This window comes from Bradyrhizobium sp. USDA 4451 (assembly GCF_054822585.1).
Genome location: NZ_JBTRCH010000001.1, coordinates 6,412,188 through 6,437,596, shown reverse-complemented (window position 1 = coordinate 6,437,596; position 25,409 = coordinate 6,412,188). Strand labels below are relative to the sequence as shown.

General features: G+C 64.7%; 23 protein-coding genes. 14 read left to right on the top strand and 9 right to left on the bottom strand.

Annotation, left to right across the window (positions count from 1 at the left end):
- The first annotated feature begins 23 nt into the window (after positions 1-23).
- Both ACVMB0_RS29925 and rplQ read left to right on the top strand, forming a co-directional pair.
- Positions 24-1,043 (top strand): DNA-directed RNA polymerase subunit alpha, encoded by a 1,020-nt coding sequence (locus ACVMB0_RS29925; protein WP_018272129.1) that lies wholly within the window; start codon positions 24-26, stop codon positions 1,041-1,043.
- Between the two features lie 139 nt (positions 1,044-1,182).
- A complete protein-coding gene (gene rplQ / locus ACVMB0_RS29920) occupies positions 1,183-1,599 on the top strand; it encodes a 50S ribosomal protein L17 (protein ID WP_244070897.1) in 417 nt (138 codons plus the stop codon).
- Positions 1,600-1,655: 56 nt separating this feature from the next.
- Here the strand turns inward: rplQ and ACVMB0_RS29915 are convergent, their stop codons facing one another.
- On the bottom strand, positions 1,656-2,690 hold the full coding sequence (locus ACVMB0_RS29915; RefSeq protein WP_461348538.1) for an IS30 family transposase: 1,035 nt from the start codon (positions 2,688-2,690) through the stop codon (positions 1,656-1,658).
- A gap of 207 nt (positions 2,691-2,897) precedes the next feature.
- Between ACVMB0_RS29915 and tnpA the strand changes: the two genes are divergently transcribed.
- The 6 genes from tnpA (at position 2,898) to ACVMB0_RS29885 (ending at position 7,699) form a co-directional block, all read left to right on the top strand.
- Positions 2,898-3,302: an IS66-like element accessory protein TnpA gene (gene tnpA, locus ACVMB0_RS29910; RefSeq protein ID WP_461348537.1), complete on the top strand. Its 405-nt coding sequence runs from the start codon at positions 2,898-2,900 to the stop codon at positions 3,300-3,302.
- Positions 3,302-3,649 (top strand): IS66 family insertion sequence element accessory protein TnpB, encoded by a 348-nt coding sequence (tnpB, locus tag ACVMB0_RS29905; protein ID WP_461348536.1) that lies wholly within the window; start codon positions 3,302-3,304, stop codon positions 3,647-3,649. Before tnpA ends, tnpB begins: the two co-directional genes overlap by 1 nt.
- A gap of 73 nt (positions 3,650-3,722) precedes the next feature.
- Positions 3,723-5,291 (top strand): IS66 family transposase, encoded by a 1,569-nt coding sequence (tnpC, locus tag ACVMB0_RS29900; RefSeq protein ID WP_461349734.1) that lies wholly within the window; start codon positions 3,723-3,725, stop codon positions 5,289-5,291.
- Between the two features lie 61 nt (positions 5,292-5,352).
- A complete protein-coding gene (locus tag ACVMB0_RS29895; protein ID WP_461348535.1) occupies positions 5,353-6,453 on the top strand; it encodes an IS630 family transposase in 1,101 nt (366 codons plus the stop codon).
- Between the two features lie 151 nt (positions 6,454-6,604).
- On the top strand, positions 6,605-7,396 hold the full coding sequence (locus ACVMB0_RS29890) for an SDR family NAD(P)-dependent oxidoreductase (RefSeq protein WP_461348534.1): 792 nt from the start codon (positions 6,605-6,607) through the stop codon (positions 7,394-7,396).
- Between the two features lie 6 nt (positions 7,397-7,402).
- Positions 7,403-7,699: a DUF1330 domain-containing protein gene (locus ACVMB0_RS29885; protein ID WP_461348533.1), complete on the top strand. Its 297-nt coding sequence runs from the start codon at positions 7,403-7,405 to the stop codon at positions 7,697-7,699.
- Here ACVMB0_RS29885 and ACVMB0_RS29880 read toward each other — a convergent pair whose 3' ends face one another.
- The 3 genes from ACVMB0_RS29880 to ACVMB0_RS29870 all read right to left on the bottom strand — a co-directional run bounded on the left by ACVMB0_RS29880 (position 7,700) and on the right by ACVMB0_RS29870 (position 11,349).
- Positions 7,700-8,479 carry a hypothetical protein gene (locus ACVMB0_RS29880; protein ID WP_461348532.1) on the bottom strand — a complete coding sequence of 260 codons (780 nt, stop codon included), beginning with the start codon at positions 8,477-8,479 and terminating at the stop codon, positions 7,700-7,702.
- Positions 8,480-8,875: 396 nt separating this feature from the next.
- On the bottom strand, positions 8,876-9,955 hold the full coding sequence (locus ACVMB0_RS29875; protein WP_461348531.1) for a phosphotransferase family protein: 1,080 nt from the start codon (positions 9,953-9,955) through the stop codon (positions 8,876-8,878).
- Between the two features lie 380 nt (positions 9,956-10,335).
- A complete protein-coding gene (locus ACVMB0_RS29870) occupies positions 10,336-11,349 on the bottom strand; it encodes a zinc-binding alcohol dehydrogenase family protein (protein ID WP_461348530.1) in 1,014 nt (337 codons plus the stop codon).
- A gap of 117 nt (positions 11,350-11,466) precedes the next feature.
- On the opposite strand from ACVMB0_RS29870, the gene ACVMB0_RS29865 reads away from it, so the two are divergent.
- A complete protein-coding gene (locus ACVMB0_RS29865; protein ID WP_021081638.1) occupies positions 11,467-11,844 on the top strand; it encodes a winged helix-turn-helix transcriptional regulator in 378 nt (125 codons plus the stop codon).
- 67 nt (positions 11,845-11,911) lie between these two features.
- On the opposite strand, the gene ACVMB0_RS29860 is transcribed toward ACVMB0_RS29865, so the two are convergent.
- A complete protein-coding gene (locus ACVMB0_RS29860) occupies positions 11,912-13,525 on the bottom strand; it encodes an OprO/OprP family phosphate-selective porin (protein ID WP_461348529.1) in 1,614 nt (537 codons plus the stop codon).
- Positions 13,526-13,869: 344 nt separating this feature from the next.
- Here ACVMB0_RS29860 and ACVMB0_RS29855 point away from each other — a divergent pair, with 344 nt between their 5' ends.
- From ACVMB0_RS29855 to ACVMB0_RS29840, 4 genes are all read left to right on the top strand, one after another.
- The gene (locus ACVMB0_RS29855) at positions 13,870-15,228 is read left to right on the top strand and encodes a DegQ family serine endoprotease (protein WP_461348528.1); all 1,359 of its coding nucleotides are present in this window, start codon (positions 13,870-13,872) and stop codon (positions 15,226-15,228) included.
- Positions 15,225-16,556 carry a replication-associated recombination protein A gene (locus ACVMB0_RS29850; RefSeq protein WP_456754212.1) on the top strand — a complete coding sequence of 444 codons (1,332 nt, stop codon included), beginning with the start codon at positions 15,225-15,227 and terminating at the stop codon, positions 16,554-16,556. Before ACVMB0_RS29855 ends, ACVMB0_RS29850 begins: the two co-directional genes overlap by 4 nt.
- 210 nt (positions 16,557-16,766) lie before the next feature.
- Positions 16,767-18,050 carry an RluA family pseudouridine synthase gene (locus ACVMB0_RS29845; protein WP_456754213.1) on the top strand — a complete coding sequence of 428 codons (1,284 nt, stop codon included), beginning with the start codon at positions 16,767-16,769 and terminating at the stop codon, positions 18,048-18,050.
- 125 nt (positions 18,051-18,175) lie between these two features.
- Positions 18,176-19,390, top strand: a complete 1,215-nt coding sequence (locus ACVMB0_RS29840; RefSeq protein ID WP_456754214.1) for an amidohydrolase family protein — start codon at positions 18,176-18,178, stop codon at positions 19,388-19,390.
- Between the two features lie 260 nt (positions 19,391-19,650).
- On the opposite strand, the gene ACVMB0_RS29835 is transcribed toward ACVMB0_RS29840, so the two are convergent.
- Both ACVMB0_RS29835 and ACVMB0_RS29830 read right to left on the bottom strand, forming a co-directional pair.
- Positions 19,651-21,168 carry an alkaline phosphatase family protein gene (locus ACVMB0_RS29835; RefSeq protein WP_461349733.1) on the bottom strand — a complete coding sequence of 506 codons (1,518 nt, stop codon included), beginning with the start codon at positions 21,166-21,168 and terminating at the stop codon, positions 19,651-19,653.
- Positions 21,065-21,646, bottom strand: coding sequence for a hypothetical protein (locus tag ACVMB0_RS29830; RefSeq protein ID WP_461349732.1), 582 nt, complete (start codon positions 21,644-21,646; stop codon positions 21,065-21,067). The genes ACVMB0_RS29835 and ACVMB0_RS29830 overlap by 104 nt, the downstream gene beginning before the upstream one ends.
- Here ACVMB0_RS29830 and ACVMB0_RS29825 point away from each other — a divergent pair, their 5' ends adjacent.
- Positions 21,647-21,817: a hypothetical protein gene (locus ACVMB0_RS29825; protein WP_461349803.1), complete on the top strand. Its 171-nt coding sequence runs from the start codon at positions 21,647-21,649 to the stop codon at positions 21,815-21,817.
- 17 nt (positions 21,818-21,834) lie between these two features.
- Here ACVMB0_RS29825 and ACVMB0_RS29820 read toward each other — a convergent pair whose 3' ends face one another.
- Positions 21,835-23,574: a multicopper oxidase family protein gene (locus ACVMB0_RS29820; protein WP_456754216.1), complete on the bottom strand. Its 1,740-nt coding sequence runs from the start codon at positions 23,572-23,574 to the stop codon at positions 21,835-21,837.
- A gap of 457 nt (positions 23,575-24,031) precedes the next feature.
- On the bottom strand, positions 24,032-25,330 hold the full coding sequence (locus tag ACVMB0_RS29815) for a dicarboxylate/amino acid:cation symporter (protein ID WP_456754217.1): 1,299 nt from the start codon (positions 25,328-25,330) through the stop codon (positions 24,032-24,034).
- Between the last annotated feature and the right edge of the window lie 79 nt (positions 25,331-25,409).

Genomic DNA, 25,409 nt, shown 5'->3' with positions numbered 1-25,409 from the left:
AACGACCGGCAAAGGGTGAAAAAGTGACGATCCAGAAAAATTGGCAAGAACTCATTCGACCGAACAAGCTGCAGGTGACGCCGGGCTCGGACGCGAGCCGGTTCGCCACCGTGGTCGCCGAGCCGCTCGAGCGTGGCTTCGGCCAGACGCTCGGCAACGCGCTGCGCCGCATCCTGCTGTCCTCGCTGCAGGGCGCCGCGGTGCAGTCGGTGCACATCGATGGCGTGCTGCACGAGTTCTCCTCGATCGCCGGTGTCCGTGAAGACGTCACCGACATCGTGCTCAACATCAAGGACATCTCGATCAAGATGCAGGGCGAAGGCCCGAAGCGCATGGTCGTGAAGAAGCAGGGCCCGGGCGCCGTCACCGCCGGCGACATCCAGACCGTCGGCGACGTCACCGTGCTCAACCCCGACCTCCAGCTCTGCACGCTGGACGACGGCGCCGAGATCCGCATGGAGTTCACGGTCACGACCGGCAAGGGCTACGTCGCCGCCGAGCGCAATCGGCCCGAGGATGCGCCGATCGGCCTGATCCCGGTCGACAGCCTGTTCTCGCCGGTCCGCAAGGTGTCCTACAAGGTCGAGAACACCCGTGAGGGCCAGATCCTCGACTACGACAAGCTGACCATGACGATCGAGACCAACGGCGCGATCACGCCGGAGGACGCGGTGGCTTACGCTGCGCGCATCCTGCAGGATCAGCTCAACGTGTTCGTCAACTTCGAAGAGCCGCGCAAGGAAGTCACGCAGGAGATCATCCCCGATCTCGCGTTCAACCCGGCGTTCCTCAAGAAGGTCGACGAGCTCGAGCTGTCGGTGCGTTCGGCAAACTGCCTGAAGAACGACAACATCGTCTACATCGGCGACCTCGTGCAGAAGTCGGAAGCGGAAATGCTCCGCACCCCGAACTTCGGCCGCAAGTCGCTGAACGAGATCAAGGAAGTGCTGGCCCAGATGGGTCTGCACCTCGGCATGGAAGTGCCGGGCTGGCCGCCGGAGAACATCGACGAGCTCGCCAAGCGCTTCGAGGATCATTACTGAGCGAATTGGGAGTGGCGAATAGCGAATAGAACACCATTCGCTACTCGCCATTCGCTATTCGCTGTCTTGGGCGAACGCGGGATGCCCACCTGCACTTGTCGCTGAACCAACGCGACAGAATTGAAGAAGGAAGAAGTCAATGCGTCACGGCAAGGTTCATCGGAAACTCAACCGCACCGCCGAGCACCGGCGTGCGATGTTCGCCAACATGGCGGCCGCGCTGATCAAGCACGAGCAGATCGTCACCACGCTGCCGAAGGCCAAGGAGCTGCGGCCGATCGTCGAGAAGCTCGTCACCCTCGGCAAGAAGGGCGGGCTGTCGCTGCGCCGCCAGGCGATCTCGGAGCTGCGCGACCTCGACCAGGTCAAGAAGCTGTTCGACACGCTGGCGACCCGCTACAAGGACCGCCAGGGCGGCTACACCCGCATCATCAAGGCCGGCTTCCGCTACGGCGACAACGCCGCGATGGCCGTGATCGAGTTCGTCGATCGCGACGTCGACGCCAAGGGCCAGGACTCGGGTCCCACCCAGGACAAGGAAGCCGAGGCGGCGTAAGCCGGTCTACGAGCCAAGGTTTGAAAGCGGCGCCTTCGGGCGCCGTTTTTGTTTGGTCAGGAGAAATGGCTCTCTCCCCGCGGTCGTCCTGGCGAAGGCCAGGAGGTGGATTCACACTCGAAGTGCAACACTTGAGAGAAGGCCTCGAGAGGGGTTTGGAAGTCAAGGCATTTGCGCGGGGTGTTGTTGTAGGCGTTGATCGACTGGCGGAGGCGGCGCGTCGGGAAGGTCGCGAGATCGGTTTTGCGTGGAATGAAGCGGCGCATCCGACCGATCGCATTCTCGATGCCGCCCTTCTGCCAGGGCGCGTGCGGATCGCAGAAGAAGGTCTCGATCGCGAGGCGGTGCAGCTCCAGGTGACAGGCGAACTCGGTCCCATTGTCGAAGGTAACGGTCTGGCACAGGCCTTCCGGCAAGGCAGCAAACAAGCGGACGAGATGACGGGCGATACCGCGCGCGAGCTTGCTGGCGATGCGGATGCCGAGCAGCAGGCGCGAGGTGCGCTCGTGCACGGTCAGGATCGCCTGACCGTATTTGGAGAACATCATCAGGTCGGCTTCCCAATGACCGGGGGCATTGCGATCGGCGGCCTCGATAGGCCGTTTGTTCAAGGAAACACGGCCTTCTATGAAGCTTGCGGGACTGCCGCCCTTCTTGCCGCGGTAGCCGCGTTTGCTCTTGCCGCGTGGCAGATAACGCCGCCAGCTGAAGTCCGAGGTGCGCCGGATCTGGGCGTATATGAAGCGGTAGATGGTCTCGTGGGAGATCACCTTGCGGCCGTGTTCGCGGGCCAGCCGGCCCGCGACCTGCTCGGGCGACCAGCCCCGACCAAGGCGCTCCAAGACCGCGCGGCGCAGGCCGGGCTCCCGTTCGAGGCGTACGCCCGTCCAGCGCCGCGCTCGCATCTGTTGCTGGGCATAGCTGGGTTTGTAGCCGACCTGGGCGCCAGAATTGCGGTTCAGCTCCCGAGAGATCGTTGATGGCGAGCGATCCAGAGCTGCCGCGATTTGCCGCACCGAGCTGCCATTGGCTGAAAGCCGGGCAATCTCGCATCGCTCGTCCAGGGATAGCTGCTCGTAACTCCGCCCCATCGCAACACCTCCTCAAGGAAGTGTTGCACTTCGTTTGTGAACTCAGGGGACCCATAACCCCAACAGCTCATTGTTGCAGAGGCTGGGGCCACGTTCCCGCTCACCATCGAAGGCGGTGGTAATGGGTCCTGGCCTTCGCCAGAACGACCGTATGCGTCCGGTGACGGCCGCCTTGCCGAATGAGGCGCGGTGTTGAGAACTGTCCTTATGGACAGTGATAAGGTCAGCACCCAAGTCGGACGCCTCGAAGTGGTCGAGACAGGTCGGCGACGACGTTGGTCCGAGGATGAGAAGCTCAGGATCGTCCTGGAGAGCTTACAGGCACCGCGCCAGGTGACCGCGACAGCACGGCGATATGGTATTTCTCGCTCATTGCTGCTGCAATGGCGGCAGTTGTTTCGGCCCGAGAAGGACACGACCGGGCAACAAATCGGGTTCGTGCCAGCGAGGGTAGTTCCGGACTCAGAGGTAGCGTCCTGTCCAGTCGGGCCGGCTGACGGCGGGACGATTGAGATCGAGTTTGCGGCCAAGGCTCGGATGCGGATTACGGGTGCGGTCGATGCGGCCACGCTGACGGCCGCGGTCGCGGCGCTGGCTGACGGGCAGCGGTGATGATCCCCATTGCGTCGCGCGTGCGGGTGTGGATTGCGACCGGCCACACTGATATGCGTCGCGGCATGAACTCGCTGGCCTTGCTGGTGCAGGAAGCCTTGCACCGTGACCCGCACGGCGGCGACCTCTATGTGTTCCGTGGCAAAAGCGGCAAGCTGATCAAAATTCTTTGGCATGATGGGCTGGGCATGTCGCTCTACGCCAAGCGGCTGGAGCGCGGCCGCTTTCTCTGGCCGTCGTCGGCTGATGGCGTGGTGACAATCACCCCAGCCCAGCTTGGCTATCTGCTGGAGGGTATCGACTGGCGGATGCCGCAACATACCTGGCGACCGCAGGCGGCGGGCTAATCGCTGGGATTTGAATCGGTGGCACGATCAGCGGTTCGGACAGAGATCGCGTCTTGTGATTCTCTGGTCGGCGATGAGCGCCGATGATTCTCTTCGCGACGATGTGACCACGCTGCAGGCGATGCTGCGCGCCGAGCGAGCGGCCCGGCTGGCCGCGGAGGCGGAAGCCCAGGCGGGGACATTGCTGATCGAGAAGCTCAAGCTCACGATCAAGAAGCTCCGGCACGAGCAGTTCGGACAGTCCTCCGAGCGAGGCGCATTGCTGGACCAGCTCGAGCTGCAGCTCGCCGACCTGGAGGAGAACGCGGCTCAAGCTGAGACCGCGGCACAGATGGCAGCCGAGAAGATTGCGGTGCCATCGTTCGAGCGCCGCAAGCCAGCCCGCCGGCCGCTGCCGGAGCACTTGCCGCGGGAGCGCATTGTCTATCCCGTGCCGGCCACCTGCCCATGCTGCGGCGACAGCCGATTGCGCAAGATTGGCGAGGACGTGACCGAGACGCTGGAGCTCGTTCCGCGCCATTGGAAGGTGATCCAGCACGTGCGCGAGAAGCTCGTCTGCCGGGCCTGCGAAGCGATCACCCAGCCTCCAGCTCCCTCGCATCCGATTGCGCGCGGGCGTGCAGGGCCCAAGCTGCTGGCCCATGTCCTGTTCGCCAAGTACGGCCTGCACCTGCCGCTTCATCGTCAGAGCGACGTCTACCAGCGTGAAGGCATCGATCTCGACGTATCGACGCTCGCGGACTGGGTAGGTGCCTCCGCGGCAACCCTGATGCCTCTGGTCGATGCGATCCGGAGCCACGTCTTCGCAGCCGAGCGCATCCACGCGGATGACACTACGGTGCCGGTCCTAGCCAAGGGCAAGACCCGGACCGGCCGGCTCTGGACTTACGTGCGCGACGACCGTCCATTTGCCGGCCCAGATCCGCCGGCGGCTGTGTTCTTCTACTCGCCCGATCGTGGCGGTGCGCATCCGGAGCAGCATCTGGCGGGCTATGCCGGACTGATGCAGGCCGACGCCTACGCCGGCTTCGGCAGGCTCTACGAGGCCAATCGCAAGGGCGGCCCGATCATCGAGGCCGCATGCTGGACGCACGGCAGGCGCAAGTTCTTTGATCTGGCACGGCTCAGCAAGGCGCCGATCGCGGCCGAGGCGGTCATGCGCATCGATGTTCTGTTCGCCATCGAGCGCGAGATCAACGGTCTTGCTCCGCAGGAGCGTTTGCGTGTGCGCCGGGAGCGCAGCCGCCCTCTCATCGTCGAGCTCGAGGCGTGGTTGCGCGAGCAGCGCCCCAAGCTCTCCAGGAGCAATGACACGAGCAAGGCGATCAATTACTGCCTCAGCCGCTGGGATGCATTTAGCCGCTTCCTTGATGACGGACGGCTTTGCATGTCGAACAATGCTGCTGAGCGTGAGCTACGGGCGGTCGCCGTAGGAAGAAGGAACTGGACCTTCGCTGGCTCCGATGAGGGTGGCCGGCGCGCTGCTGCCATCTACACCCTCATTGCCACCGCCAAGCTCAACGACATCGATCCACAGGCCTGGCTTGCCGACGTGCTGGCCCGCCTGCCAGATCACCCAGCCAAGCGCGTTCACGAACTCCTGCCTTGGAACTGGAGGCAGCGCACGCGCGAAGCAGCCTGATAGTGCAGCCGCTCCGTCTGGATCAATCTAGCCAGACCATCTCAATTTGAAGGACACTGGCATGAAGGTGCACGCAAATGCTCAGACCTGCCCGCGCTGCCGCTTTCTTATCGTTTCAAGGGTCATCAACGGCGAGAAGCCTGCATCGGTGGCCCGGGATTTCCAGGTCAGCGCCAAGACCATCTTCAAGTGGGTTGCGCGGTTTCGTTCAGAGGGGTCAGTCGGTCTCGATGATCGAAGCTCTCGGCCACACCGTATTGCGCGCCGCCATTTGCAACCCGGCAAAGAGCTGAATGATGCCGTTTTCGCTCTGCTGCACACGCCACCTCGTGATAGTGGCTTCAACCGGACGACATGGCGATTAGTCGATCTCCACTCCACTCTGCGAGCGAAGGGAGTGTTGACGACGATGAACAACCTCAGCGCAGTGATCAAGCAGGCGGGATATCAATGGAAGAAGGCGCGGGTTACGCTGACTAGCTCAGATCCGCACTACAGTGAGAGGGTGGATGCGATCAAAAAGGTGCTCTCAGAGCTCAAGGAGGACGAAGCATTCTTCTCAATCGACGAATTCGGGCCCTTTGCCGTTAAGATGCGTGGAGGCAAGGCTCTTCAGCCGCCTGGCAAGGTTCGGCATGTACCCCAGTGGCAGAAGTCAAAAGGCACACTAATTGTGACAGCTGCGCTTGAACTATCGCGCAACCAAATTACCCACTTCTATTCTGATCGAAAGAACAGCACCGAGACCTGCAAGCTGATCGACCAGTTGAGGCGCCAGTACAACGCCTATCGTCATATTTACCTCTCCTGGGATGCTGCGCCATGGCACTCATCCGAGCAGCTCGTCAACCACATTGAGTTCCTTAACGGCTGGGCTGACTACGACGGAGCGCCTCGCATCGAGATACTACCGCTGCCCGCGCAGGCGCAGTTCCTAAACGTAATCGAGTCAGTGTTCAGTGGAATGGCGCGCGCAGTCATCCATAATAGCGATTATGCCACCGTGACTGATGCTCAAGCCGCGATCACGCGGTACCTTGAGGACCGAAACCGCTCGTTCGCCCTCGCACCTCGAAAGGCTGGCCGCACAATCTGGGGACCGGAGCGAGTGCCCGCCACGTTCACGACGACGAATAACTGCAAGGACGTCCGATATCGCTAGAGATAGCAAGTTCAATGCAGACCGACCGGGGCCTTCACCGGATGCTTACGAACGACCTCGCTGTGGCATGTTCCTCACGCGTCGGTGAGATGCAATTGCGATGCATCATGCCGCGCCCGATATCTCCGTCACCATCAATGGAGATGAAGTCATGAAAATCGACCTTTCCGGAAAGACTGCGCTGGTGACCGGCTCGACCGCGGGCATCGGCAACGCCATCGCCAGGGGGCTGGCAGGAACCGGCGCCGAGGTCGTGGTCAACGGCCGCGGTCAGGCCAAGGTCGATGCAGCGGTCGCCGCGATCGCGAAGACCGTGCCCGGCGCCAAGGTCCGCGGCATCGCCGCCGACGTCTCGACCGCGGAGGGATGCAAGACGCTGCTCGCGGCGCTGCCCGAGGTCGACATCCTCGTCAACAATGCCGGCATCTTGCCGAAGGGCTTCTTCGATATTCCCGATGAGGACTGGAGCCGCTTCTACGACGTCAATGTGATGTCGGGCGTGCGGCTGTCGCGCGGCTACATGCAGGGCATGCTGAAGCGCAACTGGGGCCGCATCGTCTTCATCTCCTCGGAATCGGGCCTCAACATCCCGACCGAGATGATCCACTACGGCATGACCAAGACGGCGCAGCTTGCGATCGCGCGCGGGCTTGCCGAGCTGACCAAGGGCACCGCGGTCACCGCCAACTCCGTGCTGCCCGGACCCACCATGTCGGAAGGCGTCGAGACGTTCATCAAGGACCTCGCCAGGCAGAACGGGCAGTCGGTCGAGGAGGCGGCCTCCAACTTCGTCAAGCAGCACCGGCCGACCTCGCTGTTGCAGCGCCTTGCCAGCACCGAGGAGATCGCCAACCTCGTGGTCTATGTCTGCTCCAAGCAGGCGTCCGCGACCAACGGCGCCGCGCTGCGCGCCGAAGGCGGCATCGTCAATACCATCGCGTGAGGCCGCATGCCGGCCTATGTGATCTCGGAAGTCGAGATACGGGACGCTGCCGCGTTCGAGGTCTATCGCACGCTGGCGGCGAAGACCATCGAACAGTATGGCGGGCGTTACATCGTGCGCGGCGGCGCCGCCGAACTGGCGGAGGGCGGTCCGCCGCCGAAGACAATCATCATCGTCGAATTTCCGACGATGGCGCGTCTGCGCGAATGGTACGCGTCCGCGGAGTACGCGGAAGCACTCAAGCATCGGCGGACGGCGCTGGAGCGGCGGCTGCTGTTAGTCGAGGGCGTGCCGCCGGTTTAGCTACCCTTTGGCGCCGTCGAGAAATTCGCTGAACCCCGCGGGACGGTAGGGGCCGAAGCAGATCTGCTCCAGCACGCCGATTCCCGTCTCGCCGCCCTGCCGGGCGCGCACCACCTGCTGCACGTGGACGTTCTCGCGGGCCAGCGGGTCGAGCGCCAGGGGATCGAACGACTCGCCGCCGATCGCGAGCTCGCCCTTCCACATGCCCTGGCCCCATTGCGGATGGCCATAGCCGAGGCCCTTCATCTGGAATTTGAGAATAGGATCGAGCGCGATGGTCGTGGTGCGGCCATCGATGTCGACGAGGTCGATTTCGGCCGAGCACGCCAGCCGCGTCTTTGGCACATAGGTGACGCGATGCCGCGCGGTCGCCATGCGGCGGTCGAGCCCGTCGACCACGCCGGGGATCTCGGCTTCGCTGCGGTAGAGCGGCGCGGTGATGCCCTCGCGGACCAACGCCTCGCCCTGCGTGCCGTCGAAGAAGATGGCGTGCGAGATGTGGTCGTCCCAGACCAGCGGCGCCCACAGGAAGAACACGCTCGGCAGCGGCATCGGCGCGCCGCCGACGTCGCGTTCGCCGACATTGCGCACGCCCCAGGAGCGATCCTTGGTGCCGTAGCAGATGCGATCGTCGACCTTGATCTCGCCGTCGGGGTGGCGGATGACGCCGCTCCAGCGGCCGAACTGGTCGAACCGGGTCGCATCCATCGCGCGGCGGTCGCCCGACCACAGCGTCTGGCGCGCTTCCTGGATCGCGGCCGTGCGCGCGGAAAAGGTCAAGTCGCAGGATAGGCCGGGTCGAATTGCCGTCGAGCACGACGCGGGTCCGCAGCATCGGCTCGATGACCTCGAGCTGGAACGGGCCGACCTGCATCTCGGTGCGCTCGAGCGGCGCGCGCCGCGAGCCGTAGAAGCAGTGCTGCCGTCCGCCGCGCTCGACGACACTGAAGGCGCAGTCGAGAATCCTGCGGTGCGGATAGATCGCAATCCCGATGCCGAAATAATACGCGCCGTCGGCGGTGTAGCCGTTGAACCAGGTCCGGTCATAGACATTGCGGTCGCTGGTTGCGGGAACCGCGATCGGCTCCGGCGTCTGGTGGATGGGGAAGTCGTCCAGTTTGTTGAGCACGCCGATCCCTTTCGATGTCTTGACGCGGCTTCTTCACGCGAACCGCTTCAGTCCTGCCAATATGCAAAACTGTCGTGGTCGAGCGCTTGCGCGCAGGCGCCGCGGGTCATTTTCAGGAACAGCGCGTCGCCGCGCTCGGAGCGCTGCACACTGAGCGCCGAGACCACGCCCATCATGATGCCATGCAGCGTGTAGCGCCGGTAATCCCGCCAGCATTGATCCCAGCCGTAGTCGCGCACGCCGCGCCGGATCAGCTCGGAATGATAGAGCCGCACCAGATCGGATTCATGCAATCGCCGTTCGGCTGGATCGATTCCGGCCGACAGGAAGTAGGCGACGTCGACGATCCCGGGCCCCACCGTCAGCGTCTGCCAATCCAGCGTCGCCATCGGACGGCTGTTGCCGCGCACGTCGAACAGCATGTTGTCGAGCCGGAAGTCCGCATGTTGCAGGGTTCGCGGCACCGATCGATCGGCCTGATAGCGCGGGATCGCGTCCGGAAGCCGATCGATCAGATCGAGGAATTCCGGCTCGATCACGCCGCGATAGCGCTCCTTGTAGTGGCCGATGATGCCGGGCAGCACCGCGCGCAGGTCCCTGCGCCGGCTGGCAGCAACCGTGAAGCATTGCACGGCATCGAGCGTCGGATCGTTCCAGCGTGGCGCGTGCAACGCGGCGGCCTCACGGATCGCGGTCTGGCAGTCCGCGATTGTGCATCCGGCGAGCTGGTCGCCCGGGCGCGCGGGGGCCAGATCTTCCAGGATCAGCGTAAAATCGTCGGTGGCCGGATCGATTTCGGCGAGGATCGGCCGCGGGGTGTGAATCGCGACGGTCGTTGCCAGCTCGCGATAGAAGGCGACCTCGCGGACGTAAAGCGTGTGCGCGGAACCGGAATGGCGGCTGTCGGGATCTGCGGCCGGGAATTTGCCGACCACGCTTAAGGGCGCGTTCGGCTCACAACCGTCATAGCTCAGGTGAAATCGATAGCTGTCGCCCACGAGGCCGTTGCCGACCGGATTGCACACGAGATCAGTGACCCTGACCTGGTCGATCGCACCGGCCGTGCGCAACACCCGCGTCATCCACTCCGGATCGATCCGCGACGGATCGGCCGTGAGCAAACGCATCGGTTTCCTCCCATCCCCGTGAGCGTCACCACCGTTCCAGCCACGCTTTGCATCGGCCGGATTGAAGACGGGGTGATCGTTGCGCAAATCATACAGGCGCCGGCGGCTTTGGCAAAAGCCACAAGCAGGCCTGTGGGGAAGTCATGTAGGGCGCGTTGGCTGCGCTTACCGCGCTGCAGCCGATTCTCCACAGATCCTGCCGCCCAGCCGTCATTGCGAGCCACCCGGTCGGCGCGAAGCGCCGCCGGATGACAGGCTCCGCGAAGCAATCCATCTGCCCGCAAATGCGGTTGGATGGATTGCTTCGTCGCTATCGCTCCTCGCAATGACGGAGGCAGAACTATGACGCAGTAGGCCCAATCCACCCACCGCAGCGGGGGCTACCAGCCCTCCAGCACAATCTTGCCACGCGACTTGCCGCTCTCCAGCAGCGCGTGGGCGCGCTTGAGGTTGGCGGCGTTGATGGTGCCGAAGGTCTGGTCGAGCGTGGTGCGCAGCACGCCCTTGTCGATCAAATCGGCAACGTCGTTGAGCAGGTGATGCTGCGCGATCATGTCCGGCGTCTGGAACGAGGAGCGCGTGAACATCGATTCCCAGTGCACCGACACCGCCTTGCCCTTGAACACGGCGACGTTGAATTCGGCGGGATCGTCGATCAGGCCGAACTTGCCTTGCGGTGCGATGAAGTCGGCGATCGACTTGTAGTGCTGGTCGGTGAAGGTGAGGCTGGCGACGAGTCCCACCGGCGGCAGCTTCAACGTCTCGATCTGCTGCTTCATCGGCTGCGCGTGATCGATCACCGCATGCGCGCCGAGATCGCGGCACCACTTCTGCGACTCCGGCCGCGTCGCGGTTGCGGCAACGGTGAGGCCGGTGAGGCGGCGGGCAAGCTGGATCAGGATCGAGCCGACGCCGCCGGCGCCGCCGATGATCAACAGCGTGCGCGGATCGAGGCTCTTGCCGGGTACGGCGCCGAGCCGGTCGAACAGCAGCTCCCAGGCGGTGATCGAGGTCAGCGGCAGGGCAGCGGCCTGCGCGAACGACAGCGAGGCCGGCTTGTTGCCGACGATGCGCTCGTCGACCAGGTGAAATTCCGAATTGGTGCCCTGGCGCTGGATCGAGCCCGCGTAGAACACCTCGTCGCCCGGCTTGAACAGCGACACGTCGGGCCCGACGGCGTCGACCACGCCGGCCGCGTCGAAGCCGAGGATCTTGTAGCTCCCGTCGGTCGGCGCCGCGCGCTTGCGCACCTTGTAGTCGACCGGGTTGGCCGAGATCGCCTTCACCGCGACGCGGATGTCGCGTCCTTTCGGCTCGGGCTTGGCGATCTCGAAATCGACGAGCGACTCCGCCGCCTCGATCGGCAGCGACTTCTGGTATCCGACGGCCTTCATGTTGGTCTCCGTGATGGGCGATTGCCTGCCGACTTACCTGTCGCGCTAGCGTCCTTTTGGCAAGTACTGTAAAATCAGGGAACTAGTCCCCGTTTGTATACTATTGGGAAAATATCGATGAAACGGAAGAATTTTGCCCGCCGGCCGGGCTGCGCGGTCGAGGCGGCGCTCGACCTGATCGACGGCAAATGGAAGGGCGTGATCCTCTATCATTTGCAGGCCGGCACCCAGCGCTTCGGCGAGCTGCGGCGGCGGATGCCCGGCATCACGCAACGCATGCTGACCAAGCAGCTGCGGGCGCTTGAGGACGACGGCCTCGTGATCCGCAAGGTCTATGCCGAGGTGCCGCCGCGGGTCGAATACACGCTGTCCGAACTCGGCGAGAGCCTGCGCCCGGTGATCGATATTTTGAAAGCCTGGGGCGAGGGCCATCAGGAGCGGCTGTCCTGTGCGCCGGCGCCGGAGGTCGTGGTGAAGAAGAAGCGCGCGGCTTAGCACTCCAAAACGAAACGGCCGGAGCAATGCCCCGGCCGTCTGTTTATTGACGACAGATCACACTGCCTCAGAACGCGACCTGCGTGCGCAGCGCGACCGCGTCGAACTTCGACCCGGCATCCGCGCTCGACGTCGCGGAGGCCTGCTTGGCGACGTCGCCGTGCAGATAGTTCAGCATGAAGCGGACGTTGTTGTTGACGTACCAGTTCAGCGCGGCGGTGTAGACGGTCTGCCGTCCACCCGCGACGCCGACCGCCTGGCCGACCTGGTCGTTGAGGTTCATGGTGCTGACGCGGCCGGCGATTTCCCAGGCGCCGATGCCGCCGCCGGCGAGCGAGAACGGATCGTGCGGCTTGATTCCGCTATAGGAGGCCGTCGCCGCGTTGTAGGCGTGGTTCTCGCCGGTCAATACATAGCCGACCTGCGCGTAACCGCCGTCGAATTTCAAGCTCGGCGCGCCGACCGGCGGCAGGCCGGTATTCGCGGAGCGGTCGACGTTGAACCAGTAGTACTCGCCCTGGGCGATCAAAGGGCCATAGGTCGCCGCCGCCTCGACGCCGTAGACCTGGGCGCCGGAGACGTTGGCGATCGCGCCGGTCGAGATCAGCGTCGTCGGATCGATGCGCAGCTCGGGCCGGTCGCTCAGCGTGAGCGTCTGCGCCTGCGTCAGCTGGTTGCGCGGCGGCTGCACCAGCCATTCCGCGTCGGCGCCGATATGCACCGAATAGTTCTTGCCGCTGATCGGATTGCCGGCGACGCGGACGATGCCGCCATACTGCTCGGAGGTGCCGGCCGGCGAGGCCGACGAGGCGGAGTGGATCGCGCCGGTGGTCGGTCCGGTGACGTAGCCGCCGATCCAGAGCTGGTCGTTCCACCAGCGGGTGCCGGCGCCGGAGCGGAAGTCACCGGCGGCGATGTTCTGCGCGATGATGCCGACCGAGGCGCGCTCCATGAACAGGATGTCGTTGGAGCTGGTGGCTTCGTCCAGCGTCCACGGGATATCCATGATGCCGCCTTCGATCGCCATCTTGCCGCCGAACGGCTTGAAGCCGGTGTAGCTCAGATAGGCGTTCTCGATGCCGGAGGTGCCGCCGCCGGGCAGCGATCCCGCGGCTGCGCCGCCGAAGCCGTCGGACGAGCCGCCGAAGTCGTAGATCAACGCGTAATTCCAGTCGCCAAGGAATTTGCCGACGATGCCGATGCGCGCGCGGCGCACGTTCTCGCCGCTGTCGAGCTTCTGCGGCGAGGTGGCTGCGGTGTTCGGGCGATAGTCGTAGCCGCCGACATCCCAGTGCACGCGACTGGTGATCGCGACGCAGTTCTGTTCGTCCGCAGTGCAGATCGTCGGCCGGTTGTTCGGCATCGTCACCACGACGCCCGACGGCGCGACCGGGCCCTTCACCGGGATCGCGGCGTTGGCGCTTGCGACGCGCGCGGCCTTCGCATCGGTTGCCTTGGCATCGGCCGCCTTCGCGTTGGCGTTCGCGCTTGCTGCGGTTGCCGTGTTGGCATTGGTCTGCTTCTGAAGTTTATCGAGCTTCTGCTCGAGCATCTTCAGCTGCTGCCTAAGCAGCACGATCTCCGCGTCGCTGCCGCCTCCGGCCGATTGCGAATAGGCCGGCGAGGCGGCGAGCGCCCCGGCCAGCCCGATGGCGATGGCACCAAGTTTTGTTGCACCCATTGTGCACCCCTGTTGTGTTTTGAAGTCCCCACTCACTCACGGAGACGTCCTAGGAGTCGAACGTGACTGACGCACGACAGCGATTTCGAGCCTCGCAGTTCCGCTTGTTGTCCGCAGGCAACAAGCGGCGCGGCGCAGTGAGATGACAGCCATCATAGAAGCCTGGCGGCGCGCTTCAACGCGGCGGCCAGGGGTTTTGCACCGGTCCGACAGGGCGGTTTATCCGGTCGGGCGCCCTTCATTTGCCCGGCGAACGCGCCTATATTCCGGCGTTTCCTCGAGAGGTGAGAATGCTCCGACCCGTCCGTTTTGCTGCCATATCCGCCCTGTGCACATTGGCTTTCATGGGGAATCTGTCCCCGGCCGCAGCCCAGGACCGCCGCGTGCCGTCCTCGCAGGCCGAACTGCAATTGTCCTATGCGCCGATCGTGCAGCGGGTGCAGCCGGCGGTGGTCAATGTCTACGCCGCCAAGATGGTGCAGAACCGCAATCCGTTCCTGGACGATCCGATCTTCCGCCGCTTTTTTGGCGTGCCCGGGCAGCAGCCCGAGCAGATGCAGCGCTCGCTCGGCTCCGGCGTGATGGTCGATGCGTCCGGCCTCGTGGTCACAAACAATCACGTGATCGAGGGCGCCGACCAGGTCAAGGTCTCGCTCGCCGACAAGCGCGAATATGAGGCCGAGATCGTGCTGAAGGACAGCCGCACCGACCTTGCGGTGCTCAGGCTGAAGGAGACCAACAAGGAGAAGTTCGCAACGCTCGACTTCGCCAATTCCGACCAGCTGCAGGTCGGCGACGTCGTGCTCGCCATCGGCAACCCGTTCGGCGTCGGCCAGACCGTGACGCACGGCATCATCTCGGCGCTGGCGCGGACTCAAGTCGGGATCACGGATTATCAATTCTTCATTCAGACCGACGCCGCGATCAATCCCGGCAATTCGGGCGGTGCGCTGGTCGACATGACCGGCCGGCTCGCCGGCATCAACACCGCGATCTTCTCGCGCTCGGGCGGCTCGCAGGGCATCGGCTTTGCGATCCCGGCCAACATGGTGCGCGTGGTGGTGGCCTCCGCCAAGAGCGGCGGCAAGAATGTGAAGCGGCCATGGCTCGGCGCGCGGCTGCAAGCGGTCACGCCGGAGATCGCGGAGACGCTGGGGCTGAAGTTGCCGTCCGGTGCGCTGGTCGCCAACGTCGCGCCGAACAGCCCGGCGGCGAAGGCCGGGCTCAAACTGTCCGACCTGATCGTCGGGATCGACGGGACGCCGGTCGACGATCCCAACGCGTTCGACTACCGCTTCGCCACCCGTCCGCTCGGCGGCAGCGCCGAGATCGAGGTGCAGCGTGCCGGCAAGCCGGTGAAGCTGACCGTGCCGCTGGAGACCGCGCCCGACACCAACCGCGACGAGATCGTGCTGACCGCGCGCTCGCCGTTCCAGGGCGCACGGGTCGCCAACATCTCGCCGGCGCTCGCCGATGAGCTGCATCTCGATGCCGGCGCCGAGGGCGTTGTCGTCACCGAGCTCGCCGATGACGGCACCGCCGCCAATGTCGGCTTCCAGAAGGGCGACATCATTCTGGCGGTCAACAATGAGAAGATCGTGCGCACCAGCGATCTCGAGAAGGTATCGAAGGCAGGCTCGCGGATCTGGCGCATCACGCTGGTGCGCGGCGGCCAGCAGATCAACGTGACGCTCGGCGGATGAGCCCAAAGAGACCGCGCGACGCGCCGAACCTGTTCGCTGCGGCGGGGATGGAGCAGGACGCGCCACACCCGCTGCCGGACCGGCTGCGCCCGCGCACGCTGGCCGACGTCGTCGGGCAGGATCACATCCTCGGCCCCGACGGCGCGCTGACCCGCATGCTGGAGACGCGCACCTTGGGCTCGCTGGTGTTCTGGGGACCGCCCGGCACCGGCAAGACCACCGTGGCGCGGCTGCTCGCCGACGCCACCGAATTGCATTTCGAGCAGATCTCCGCGGTGTTCTCCGGCGTCGCCGATCTGAAGAAGGCGTTCGATGCCGCGCGTGCCCGCCGCGAGACCGGCAAGGGCACCCTGCTGTTCGTCGACGAGGTGCACCGGTTCAACCGCGCGCAGCAGGATTCCTTCCTGCCCGTGATGGAGGACGGCACCGTGGTGCTGGTCGGCGCCACCACGGAGAACCCGTCGTTCGAGCTCAACGCGGCGCTGCTGTCGCGCGCCCGGGTGCTGGTGTTTCATTCGCTCGATACCGCGGCGATCGAGCGGCTGTTCGCGAATGCCGAGAAGATCGAGGGCAAGGCCCTGCCGCTCGATGCGGAGGCACGCGCCGTGCTGGTGCGCATGGCCGACGGCGACGGCCGCGCCTCGCTGACATTGGCCGAAGAGGTCTGGCGCGCCGCGCGGAAGGGCGAGGTGTTCAACGCCGAGCAGTTGCAGGCGATCCTGCAACGCCGCGCGCCGATCTACGACAAATCGGCCGACGGCCACTACAATCTGATCTCGGCGCTGCATAAGTCGGTGCGCGGCTCCGATCCGGATGCGGCGCTGTATTATCTCGCGCGCATGTTCGACGCCGGCGAGGATCCGCTGTTCCTGGCGCGACGCGTGGTACGCATGGCGGTCGAGGATATCGGCCTGGCCGATCCGCAGGCGCTGGCGGTCTGCAACGCCGCCAAGGATGCCTATGATTTCCTCGGCTCGCCGGAAGGCGAGCTCGCGATCGCACAGGCGGTGGTCTATCTCGCCACCGCGCCGAAATCGAACGCGGTCTACACCGCGTTCGGTGCGGCGATGCAGACCGCCAAGCAGGGCGGCTCGCTGTTGCCGCCGAAGCACATCCTGAATTCGCCGACCAAGCTGATGAAGTCGGAGGGCTATGGCTCCGGCTATCAATACGATCACGACGCACCCGACGCGTTCTCCGGCCAGGACTATTTCCCGGAAGCGCTCGGCCGCCAGACCTTCTACGATCCGCCCGACCGCGGCTTCGAGCGCGAGATCAGGAAACGGCTGGATTATTGGCAGCGGCTGCGCAAGGAGCGCGGCGGCTAGCGCTTCACTTCACCAACTGGGCGGCCGCACTTCACCAACTGGGTGCCCGCCAGCGCCGCTATCGAAGGTCTCATTGCGGGGGGCGCCCCCATCGCTTGCCGCAGCCGGCGCGACCATGGCCGATGTTGCGCCGGAATTGTACCGATTTCGCCGTGACGATTCGCGGCATTTGCGCTAGGCACAATGCAGGTCTGGAGCCGAAACACCATCATGAGCCGCCGCATCAAGAGAACCACATCGCCGGGCGATCGCGCCAAAGGGCGCGACAAGGGCCGTGACCGTGCCGGCGAACACGGCAAGGATCGCAGCAAGGATCGCAGCAAGGGCGGATCGGCACAACGCGGCCGCAAGCCGGACGATCGCAAAGCTGACCGCAAGTCGGGCGACCGTCCGTTCGCGCACCGTGCGCCGGGAAAGCCGCCGCGCTTTGCCGAGCCGCGCCGCGACCGCGGGGAGCGGGTCGAGCCCGCCGCCGCGAAGCCCGCGGCCGAGCAGCTCTTGCCGACCAAGGTGCAGACCGTCGTCGTTACCGCTGACGAGAACGGCATGCGCGTCGACCGCTTCCTCGAGGCGCGGTTTCCCGGCCTGTCGTTCTCCCACATCCAGCGCATCGTCCGGAAAGGCGAGCTTCGCGTCAACGGCAAGCGCGCCGATTCCAAGGACCGGCTGGAGGAAGGCCAGAGCGTGCGGATCCCGCCGCTGCGGCTCGATACGCCGAAGACGGTCGGTACGCTCTCGGAGGCCGAGGCGAAGACGCTGCAGGCGCTGAAGGAGATGACGCTGTACGAGGACGACGACGTGCTGGTGCTGAACAAGCCGGCCGGTCTCGCCGTGCAGGGCGGCTCCGGCATGACGCGCCATGTCGACCAGATGCTGGAGGTGATGCGCGATGCCAAGGGGCAGAAGCCGCGGCTGGTGCATCGCATCGACCGCGAGACCTCCGGCTGCCTCTTGATCGCCAAGACGCGCTTCGCTGCATCGTTCCTCACCGGCGCCTTCCGCCACCGCTCCGCGCGAAAAATCTACTGGGCGCTGGTCGCCGGCGTGCCGAAGCCGAAGCAGGGCCGCATCTCGACCTACCTCGCCAAGGAGGAGAGCGAGGAGGACAGCATCATGCGGATCGCCGAGCATGGTGACGAAGGCGCCAGCCACGCCGTGACCTATTACGCCGTGGTCGAGGCTTCCGCGACCAAGCTCGCCTGGGTGTCGCTCAAGCCGGTGACCGGCCGCACCCATCAATTGCGCGCGCACATGGCGCATATCGATCACGCCATCGTCGGCGACCCCAAATATTTCAACAAGGAGAACTGGCAGCTGCCCGGTGGCCTGCAAAACCGGCTGCATCTGCTCGCCCGCCGCATCGTGATCCCGCACCCGCGCGGCGGCGTGATCGATGTCAGCGCGCCGTTGCCGCCGCACATGCTGCAATCCTGGAATCTACTCGGGCTCGAGGCCGATCGCTTCGACCCGATCGAGAACGCGCCCGAGGAGTGACGAGGCGGGCGCGCTGCCCCAATATCCCTCGCGCACAGCAAGAACGATCAAACCGCGCCGCACACAGCCTCTATGGTGCCGCGCGCCGGACCGTTGCCGGCGTGCAATCCTGAAAGAGGCTGTCCATGACCGGGATCCGGCTACGCGTCGCGCTTGTTCTCATTGCCTTGGTCGCCACGACGGCGACTTCAGATGCCGAAACCATGGTGCTCCGCGGCGGCACGCTTTACGCATCGGCCGATGCGGCGGCGCTGCCGGATGCGGTGATCGTGATATCGGACGGCGTCATCAGCGCGGTCGGCAAATCAGGCGAGGTCACGGCGCCCCCGGATGCGCGCGTGATCGATTGCAGCGGCAAGACCATCGTCGCCGGGTTCTGGAACAGCCATGTGCATTTCACGGAGCGTGTCTGGCACAACGCCGGCGCAGCGCCGGCCGCGGTGCTGACACAGCACATGCAGGAGATGCTGACGCGGTGGGGGTTCACCACGGTCTGGGATCTCGGCTCCGATCCAAACGACACGTTGCCGCTGCGCAAGCGCATCGCGGCGGGCGAGGTCGCGGGTCCGACCATCCTGCTCGCCGGCAACATTTTTCCGAAGGGAGGCCATCCCGTCTACGTCCCGAGCGAGGTGCAACTGCCCGAGGTCGCGACGCCGGAGGAGGCCGCAAAATGGGCGCGCGACTGGCTCGCGATAGGCGAGGACGGCATCAAGCTGTTCACCGGCGCGTTCATGGGCGACAAGCCTGTCATCAACATGGATCCCGCGATTGCCAAGGCGGCCGTCGACGTCGCGCATGCGCAGGGCCGCCCGGTGTTCGCGCACCCGCAGAACAAGGTCGGCGTCGAGACGGTGATCGCATCCGATGTCGACGTGCTTGCGCACACCACGCCGAGCGAGCGCGCCTACACCGACGACCAGCTGGCGCGGTTCAAGGCGCAGGGCACGGCGCTCATTCCGACGCTCGGGCTGTTCACCACCGTCGTGCTCGATCCCAACGTCACCAACCGTCTGATTGCTGCGACCGTCAACCAGCTCAAGCAGTTCTCCGACAACGGCGGCACGGTGCTGTTCGGCACCGATGTCGGCTTCACGACGCAGTACGATACCACGCAGGAAGTCCGGCTGATGCACCGGGTGCTGTCGGAGCGCCAGGTGCTGGCGTCGCTGACCACCAATCCGGCGCGGTTCTTCAAGGCGGCGAAGAAGGGCAAGGTCGAGCAGGGCTTTGACGCCGATCTCGTGGTGCTCGACGGCGATCCACTCGCCGACGTCGGCAATCTCGCGAAGGTGAGCACGACGATCCGCGCCGGCCACGTGATCTATCAGAAGCCGTAACGGCCGGCGGGGACACTTCAACGGCAGCTTGGACGCATTCGGCAGTCACGCGAACCATTGCCGCCCAGTCGGGAATCCGTAGCTCGATGAGCCAACGGGTCGCGCGAACGCGCGCCCGATGACAGGCTCCGCGACATCCGGGAAAGCCCGTTCCCGTCTATCGCTGCGCTCATGCGGCCTCCACGCCAATCGCAAGCCCGACAAAACGAAATCCGCCGGCCTTTCGGGCCGGCGGATCGTTAGGTTGCGAGGTGCGGTCGTCAGTTGTTCCAGTTACCGCCCCGATCGTTGCCGTCGCCATCGTGATGATGATGGCCGCCGCCGTCGAAGTCGAAGAAGTCGAAGAGATCGCTGAGCGCCGGGCTGTTGACCGGAACATAGGGATTGCCGGGCGCCGTGACCGGATTCGGGTAGTTGTCGCGGCTGCGGTTGGTGATCGGCTCCAGGCGCCAGTTCCGCTCGATGAATTTGATGATCGAGACGTGATCGGCATATTCATGCGAGATGTGGCCCTGCCGCGCGAACGGCGACACCACGATCAGCGGAATGCGGGTGCCGTCGCCGAAATAGTCGAGCGGCTGCACATAGCCGGAATCGAAGTATCCGCCGCCTTCGTCGAAGGTGATGAAGATCGCGGTGTCCTTGGCGTAGTCCGAGGCCTGGACCTGGTCGACGATCTTCTTGGCGAAGCCCTCGAACAGATTGAGCTTGGACGACGACGGGTGACCGTCGGTGAAGCCGCTCGGCTTGACGATGGAGACCGCCGGCAGCGAGTGCTTGGAGAGGTCGGAGTACAGATCAACCGAGTCCTTGATGTGGGCTGCGACCTGTTCCGGATGCGACATGATCGAGGTGTCGTACTGGAACGGATTGCAGATGTTGCAGTACTCGTCGGCGGTCGGGCCGGCGACGCCCCAGTTGAGCTGGTAGGGATCGTTGACGTAGTTGTTCCACTGGTCGCCGTAATACTTCCAGGAGATGTTGCGCTCGTTCAGGCTGTCGCCGATGCTCTTGCGGGTGGACGGCGGGATCGTGAACGGCGTGTTCGACGGATTGGTGTCGGTGTAGGCGTTCTTGCCGTTGCCGAAATAGCCGGGATTGTAGTTGTTCAACAGATAATAGTGGCCCGGTTCGCAATTCGCGTTGATCCGGATGTTCTTCAGATAGTCGAGGATCGGCTTGACGCCGGGCTGGGTCGGATCCGAGCAGTCGCTGTAGGAGCCGCCGCCGGACACCGGGCTGGTCTGGTAGGGCGGGGGATAGCCGCCATTGCCGCCGGCGCCGTAGCCGTCCTCGGTGTACCAGTTGTTGGTGCCGGAAGCCGGATTCGGATTCTCGATCTGATGGACGATGCCGGCGTCCGGCGTGCCGCCGAACACTTGCGTGCCGTTCGGCGGCACCGCGGCGTTGCCGTAGGTGTCGCTGAAGTAGATCATGTCGGCATGACCGAGCATGATGTGGTTGGCGCCGGTGCCGCCGTTGACGGACTGGTGGAAGTTGTCGCTCATCGCATATTTCTGTGCCAGCGAGGTGAAGTAGGGCACGTCGCCCTTCTGCACATTGTAGAAGCCGAGCGCCGTCGAACCCTCGCCGGTGGTCGTCGCAGTCGGCGAATACTCGGTGGAGAAGTTGGAGGGCTGCGTCGCGCCGTTGGCGCCGGCGCCGACGGTCACTTCAACCCAGGCGAACAGGTTGCCGCCGCAGCCCGACGGATTGTCGCGGCTGGCCGCCGAGTGGTTGCAGTTCAGCTGCTGCCACATCTGGTAGAAGCGATGCACCGGGCTCGCCGAATAGGAGTCGTAGGGCATCGCCTCGCCGTTGGTGAGCTGGAACGGGCCGGCCGGCAGCGCGCTGACATTGGTGATGCGCTGGTCGGGGGTCTGCGAGGTCTGGCCGGTGCCGCCGGACAGCAGGTATTGGTAGTATTCGGACGGCAGGCCGGATTCCGACTGCTGCGCAAGCGCAAGCGACGCCTCGCAGCTGGTGATCGGCGAGCTGCCGCATTGGTTCGGGATGTAGGAGACCTTGGGGCCGCCGACCAGCGGCGCCGGCAGCTGGTCCTTGGGGAAGTTCTGCTTCGGCGGGCTCAGCAGGAACGCATCGTTTCGGGCCGTTATCCATCGCCGCCTGCTGGTGCGCCCTTTCGAAGTTCGGACCGGGAATCGCGTTCTTGTTGGCGTCGAGCTTGACGATGCCCTGCGAGAGCAGGTTGAACACGCTTTCGCCGGAACGCTGCGGCACGTAGGTCGCGAACACATGGTCGAAGCTGCGGTTCTCGCCGACGATGACGATCACGTGCTTGATCGGGGTCCGGGTTTCGTGTCCGCCACCATGGTGATTCCAGTCTTCCGCAAGCACCGGGCCGGCGGTGAACTGACCCAGCGCCAGCGCGCTGAGGGTGAGGCGGCATCCCTGCAGCCAACGTGACTTGTGCCTGTCGCGCATTAAAGCTCTCCTTTTTGCTCGTTGAGCGGCTTGGTGGAACTTGCGGTGTCTCGCGGCACGACCTTGATCCGTCCCATCATGCCGCCGTCCTCATGCTCGAGGACGTGGCAGTGGTAGACGAAGGTGCCGACGATGTTGGGATCGCGGAAATCCATGCGCAGGCGCACGCTCGGATATTTCAGCATCCGGCCGTTGTAGTAGGGGACGTTGACGGTATCGCGCAGGAACGGCTCGTTGACCGCGACGCCGGACCAGTCGAGCAGCTGGAAGTGCAGCTGGTGGATATGGAAATCATGCAGCTCCATCGAGCGGTTCTCGATGATCCAGTCCTCGACGTCGCCCTGTCTCACGGTGATGTCGGGACTATCGGATTGCGGATCGAACGGCTTCGGGGTCTCGCCGTCGACCGTCATGAAGAACTTGGTCGGGCTGTTCGGATCGTTCGGGTTCTCCGGCTGTTCGGAGAAGAACAATTTTCGCACCCGCACCGGCGCGACGTTGCCGACCCAGGGCCGCTCCGGCCGCGGCATCGGCTCGGCATGCGCAGGCAGCGCGGCCTGCGGCGCGGCGGCATCCGCTGAGGCAGTGATGGCAACCAGCGCGCGATTGGGATCGTTCTCGCCGGCGGGCCCGGTGTCGACCGCACGCGTCACCAGCAATGCCTGTGAGCCGGCCGGCGGTCCTTCGACGATGAACTCGGCGCGCGAGCCCGGCGGCAGGCCGATATGGTTGACCCACTGCACCGGCGGCGACGGGCTGCCCTGGAATTGCAACGGCATGCCGTCGAGGGCGACGATGCCGATCTGCTGCGGTGCGCGGCCGACCAACAAAGCGAGGTTGAGATAGGTGATCGCGGAGGCGTTCAGCACGCGCCAGAGCTGCCGCTCGCCCGGCTTCATCTTCAACTGGGCCGGCGGATAGTTCGGATAGGGCACCGGCACGAAGTTGACCGAGAGATCCTTCGACGGCTTGCCGAAGCCGGTGCCGGAGTTGGCGACATCGCCGTCATTGTCGAGCTGGCTCTTGGTCATGACCGGCTCGAATCTCGACGGCGGCGCGTCGGGATTGACGAGGTCCTGGTCGCGGATCACCAGCACGCGCTCGGGCAGGCCAGCGAGCTGCGGATCGGCGCGCTCGATGCCTTCGATGATGATGGTGCCGGAGGCACCGCCGAGCACTTGCGTCTTGCTGAAGCCGTGCAGATGCGGGTGATACCAATAGAGTCCGGGCGGCGCGTCGTCCGGAATCCGCAGGCGGTATTCGAACGGCGCATCGTCGGGCTGAATCGAGGTCTTCAGCACATCATCCTGATGGCAGACCGGCGGCACTGTCAGTCCGTGGAAGTGCAGATTGGTCGAGATCGGCGTCATCGCGCCGCTTGCGCAGGCATCGACCTTCGGCCTGGTCGTGCAGATCGGCGCGCCCGCGAGAGGCTTGTCGATCGCAGGCGTGGCTGTATCGAGATCGACGAGGTCGTTCTTGAAATGGATGACGAGCTGATCGCCGGGCTTCAGCCGCAGCGTCGGCGACGGCTTGCCGTCCGGCGTCAGGTAGCAATAGCGGCTCGCTCCATCGGCCAGCTTCTCGTCGTGGATGCCGAGGTCGGTTTCGAGCACGCCGTCGCGGCTGCGCAATTCGCCGGGCTCGTTGATCGTGCTGCCGGGGTCGGGGCGGGCACAGACGTCCGGTTGTGCTCGCGGCGCATCCTGCAGGCCGGTTGCACCGAACAAGGCCGTCACGCCGCTCGCAGCGAGCCCGAGGCATGCCGCAGCGATGACACAACACACGGTCGAAAGTCGTCGCGCCACGCCGCCCCGCTTATGCGCCGCCACGCGTGCGCAAGCGCGCGACCGGCGTCACGGGTGACGTCAGTTCACGTCTTGCGACCGCAGGGGTCGGCAAATGCTTCTGTTTGGTATCGGAAAGCTAGCGGCGCGTTGTTGCCGAAATCTGGCAAGTATTTAACACGCAGATGACAGAAACTTGCGGCACTTCGACGCAGAAGTGCGCGCAACGTTCAAACCTGCTGAGCGATCAATCGGATGGCCCATTCACCGACTGAATTGCGGAGATACGGAGACGCGCAGGCAATAGGCAGAAATTTTTTCAGCAACGATGATGCCGTCGCGTGCATCCCTGCCGACGACGAACAAATTCCAGCAAGCGGCCGCGTGATTCCACGGCCGCGACCTCTCGCTATCCCGCGACAGCGGTTGGCAGGAACTTTGCGTCTTGCTCGGCAGGCTCGCTCAGTTCGTTCTCCCATTTCGCAACGACGGCGGTTGCGACGCCATTGCCGATGACATTGGTCATCGTCCGTCCCATGTCGAGAAAGGCGTCGATTCCGATCAGCAACACCAGGCCGCCGGCCGGCAGGCCGAAGGTGGGGAGGGTGGCGGCGGCCACGACCAGCGAGGCGCGCGGCACGCCGGCGATGCCCTTGCTGGTGATCATCAGCAGCAGCAGCATCGCGATCTGGGTCGTGATCGGCATCTCGATGTTGAAGGCCTGGGCGACGAACAGCGCGGCGAAGGTCTGATACATCATCGAACCGTCGAGGTTGAACGAATAGCCGAGCGGCAGCACGAAGCCGGTGATCCGCTCCGATACGCCGAACTTCATCAGCTGCTCGATCATCTTCGGGAAGGCGGCCTCGCTGCTCGAGGTCGAGAACGCGATCATCATCGGCTGCCGCAGCAGGCGCAGCAGGTTCCTGATCGACCCGCCGAGCACGACGCTGCCCGCGCCGATGATGATCACCCAGAGCACCAGCAGGCCGAAGTAGAAGGCGCTGACGAACTTGCCATAGGTGACGAGCACGCCAAGTCCCTGCGTGGTGATGACCGCGGCCATCGCGGCGAACACGCCGACGGGCGCAAAGCGCATGACATAGTCGGTGAATTTCAGCATCACAGGAACGATCTGATCGATCGACCGCGCGATGTCGGGGGCAAGCGTGCCTTTGACCGCACTCAGCGCAAACCCGAAGAACATCGAAAACACCAGGATCTGCAGCACCTCGTTGCCGGCCATCGCCTGGACCACACTGATCGGGAAGACGTGGGCGGCGAAATCCTTGATGTTCAGGGCGCCGGTCTGGACGTTGGCGGTGGCATTGGCGTCGGGCAGCGTAAGACCGAGGCCGTGCCCCGGCTGCAGCAGGTTCGCGAGCACCAGACCGACCGTCAGCGACGCCACCGACGCCGTGATGAACCAGGCCAGCGATTTGACTGCGATGCGTCCCACCGCGCCTCCGCTGGCGCCGAGGCTGGAAATGCCGGAGACGATGGTGGCGAACACCAGCGGCGCGATGATCATTTTGATCATGCGCAGGAAGATGTCGGAGATGATGGCGAAATAGCCGGCGATCGCCTTGGCTTGTTCCGGGCTCGCGAGAGCATTGCACGCGTAACCCACGGCGATACCCAGCAACAGGCTGACCATGATGTACGTGGTCAGCTTGCTCGAAGTCTGGACTCTGCTGCCTGCCTGCATGACGTGATCCTGCGCCACCGGAGAGTTGCCGCATCCGAGCTGTGGCGCGCCTTCCGGCGTCTCGGGGTGCCGCTGAATT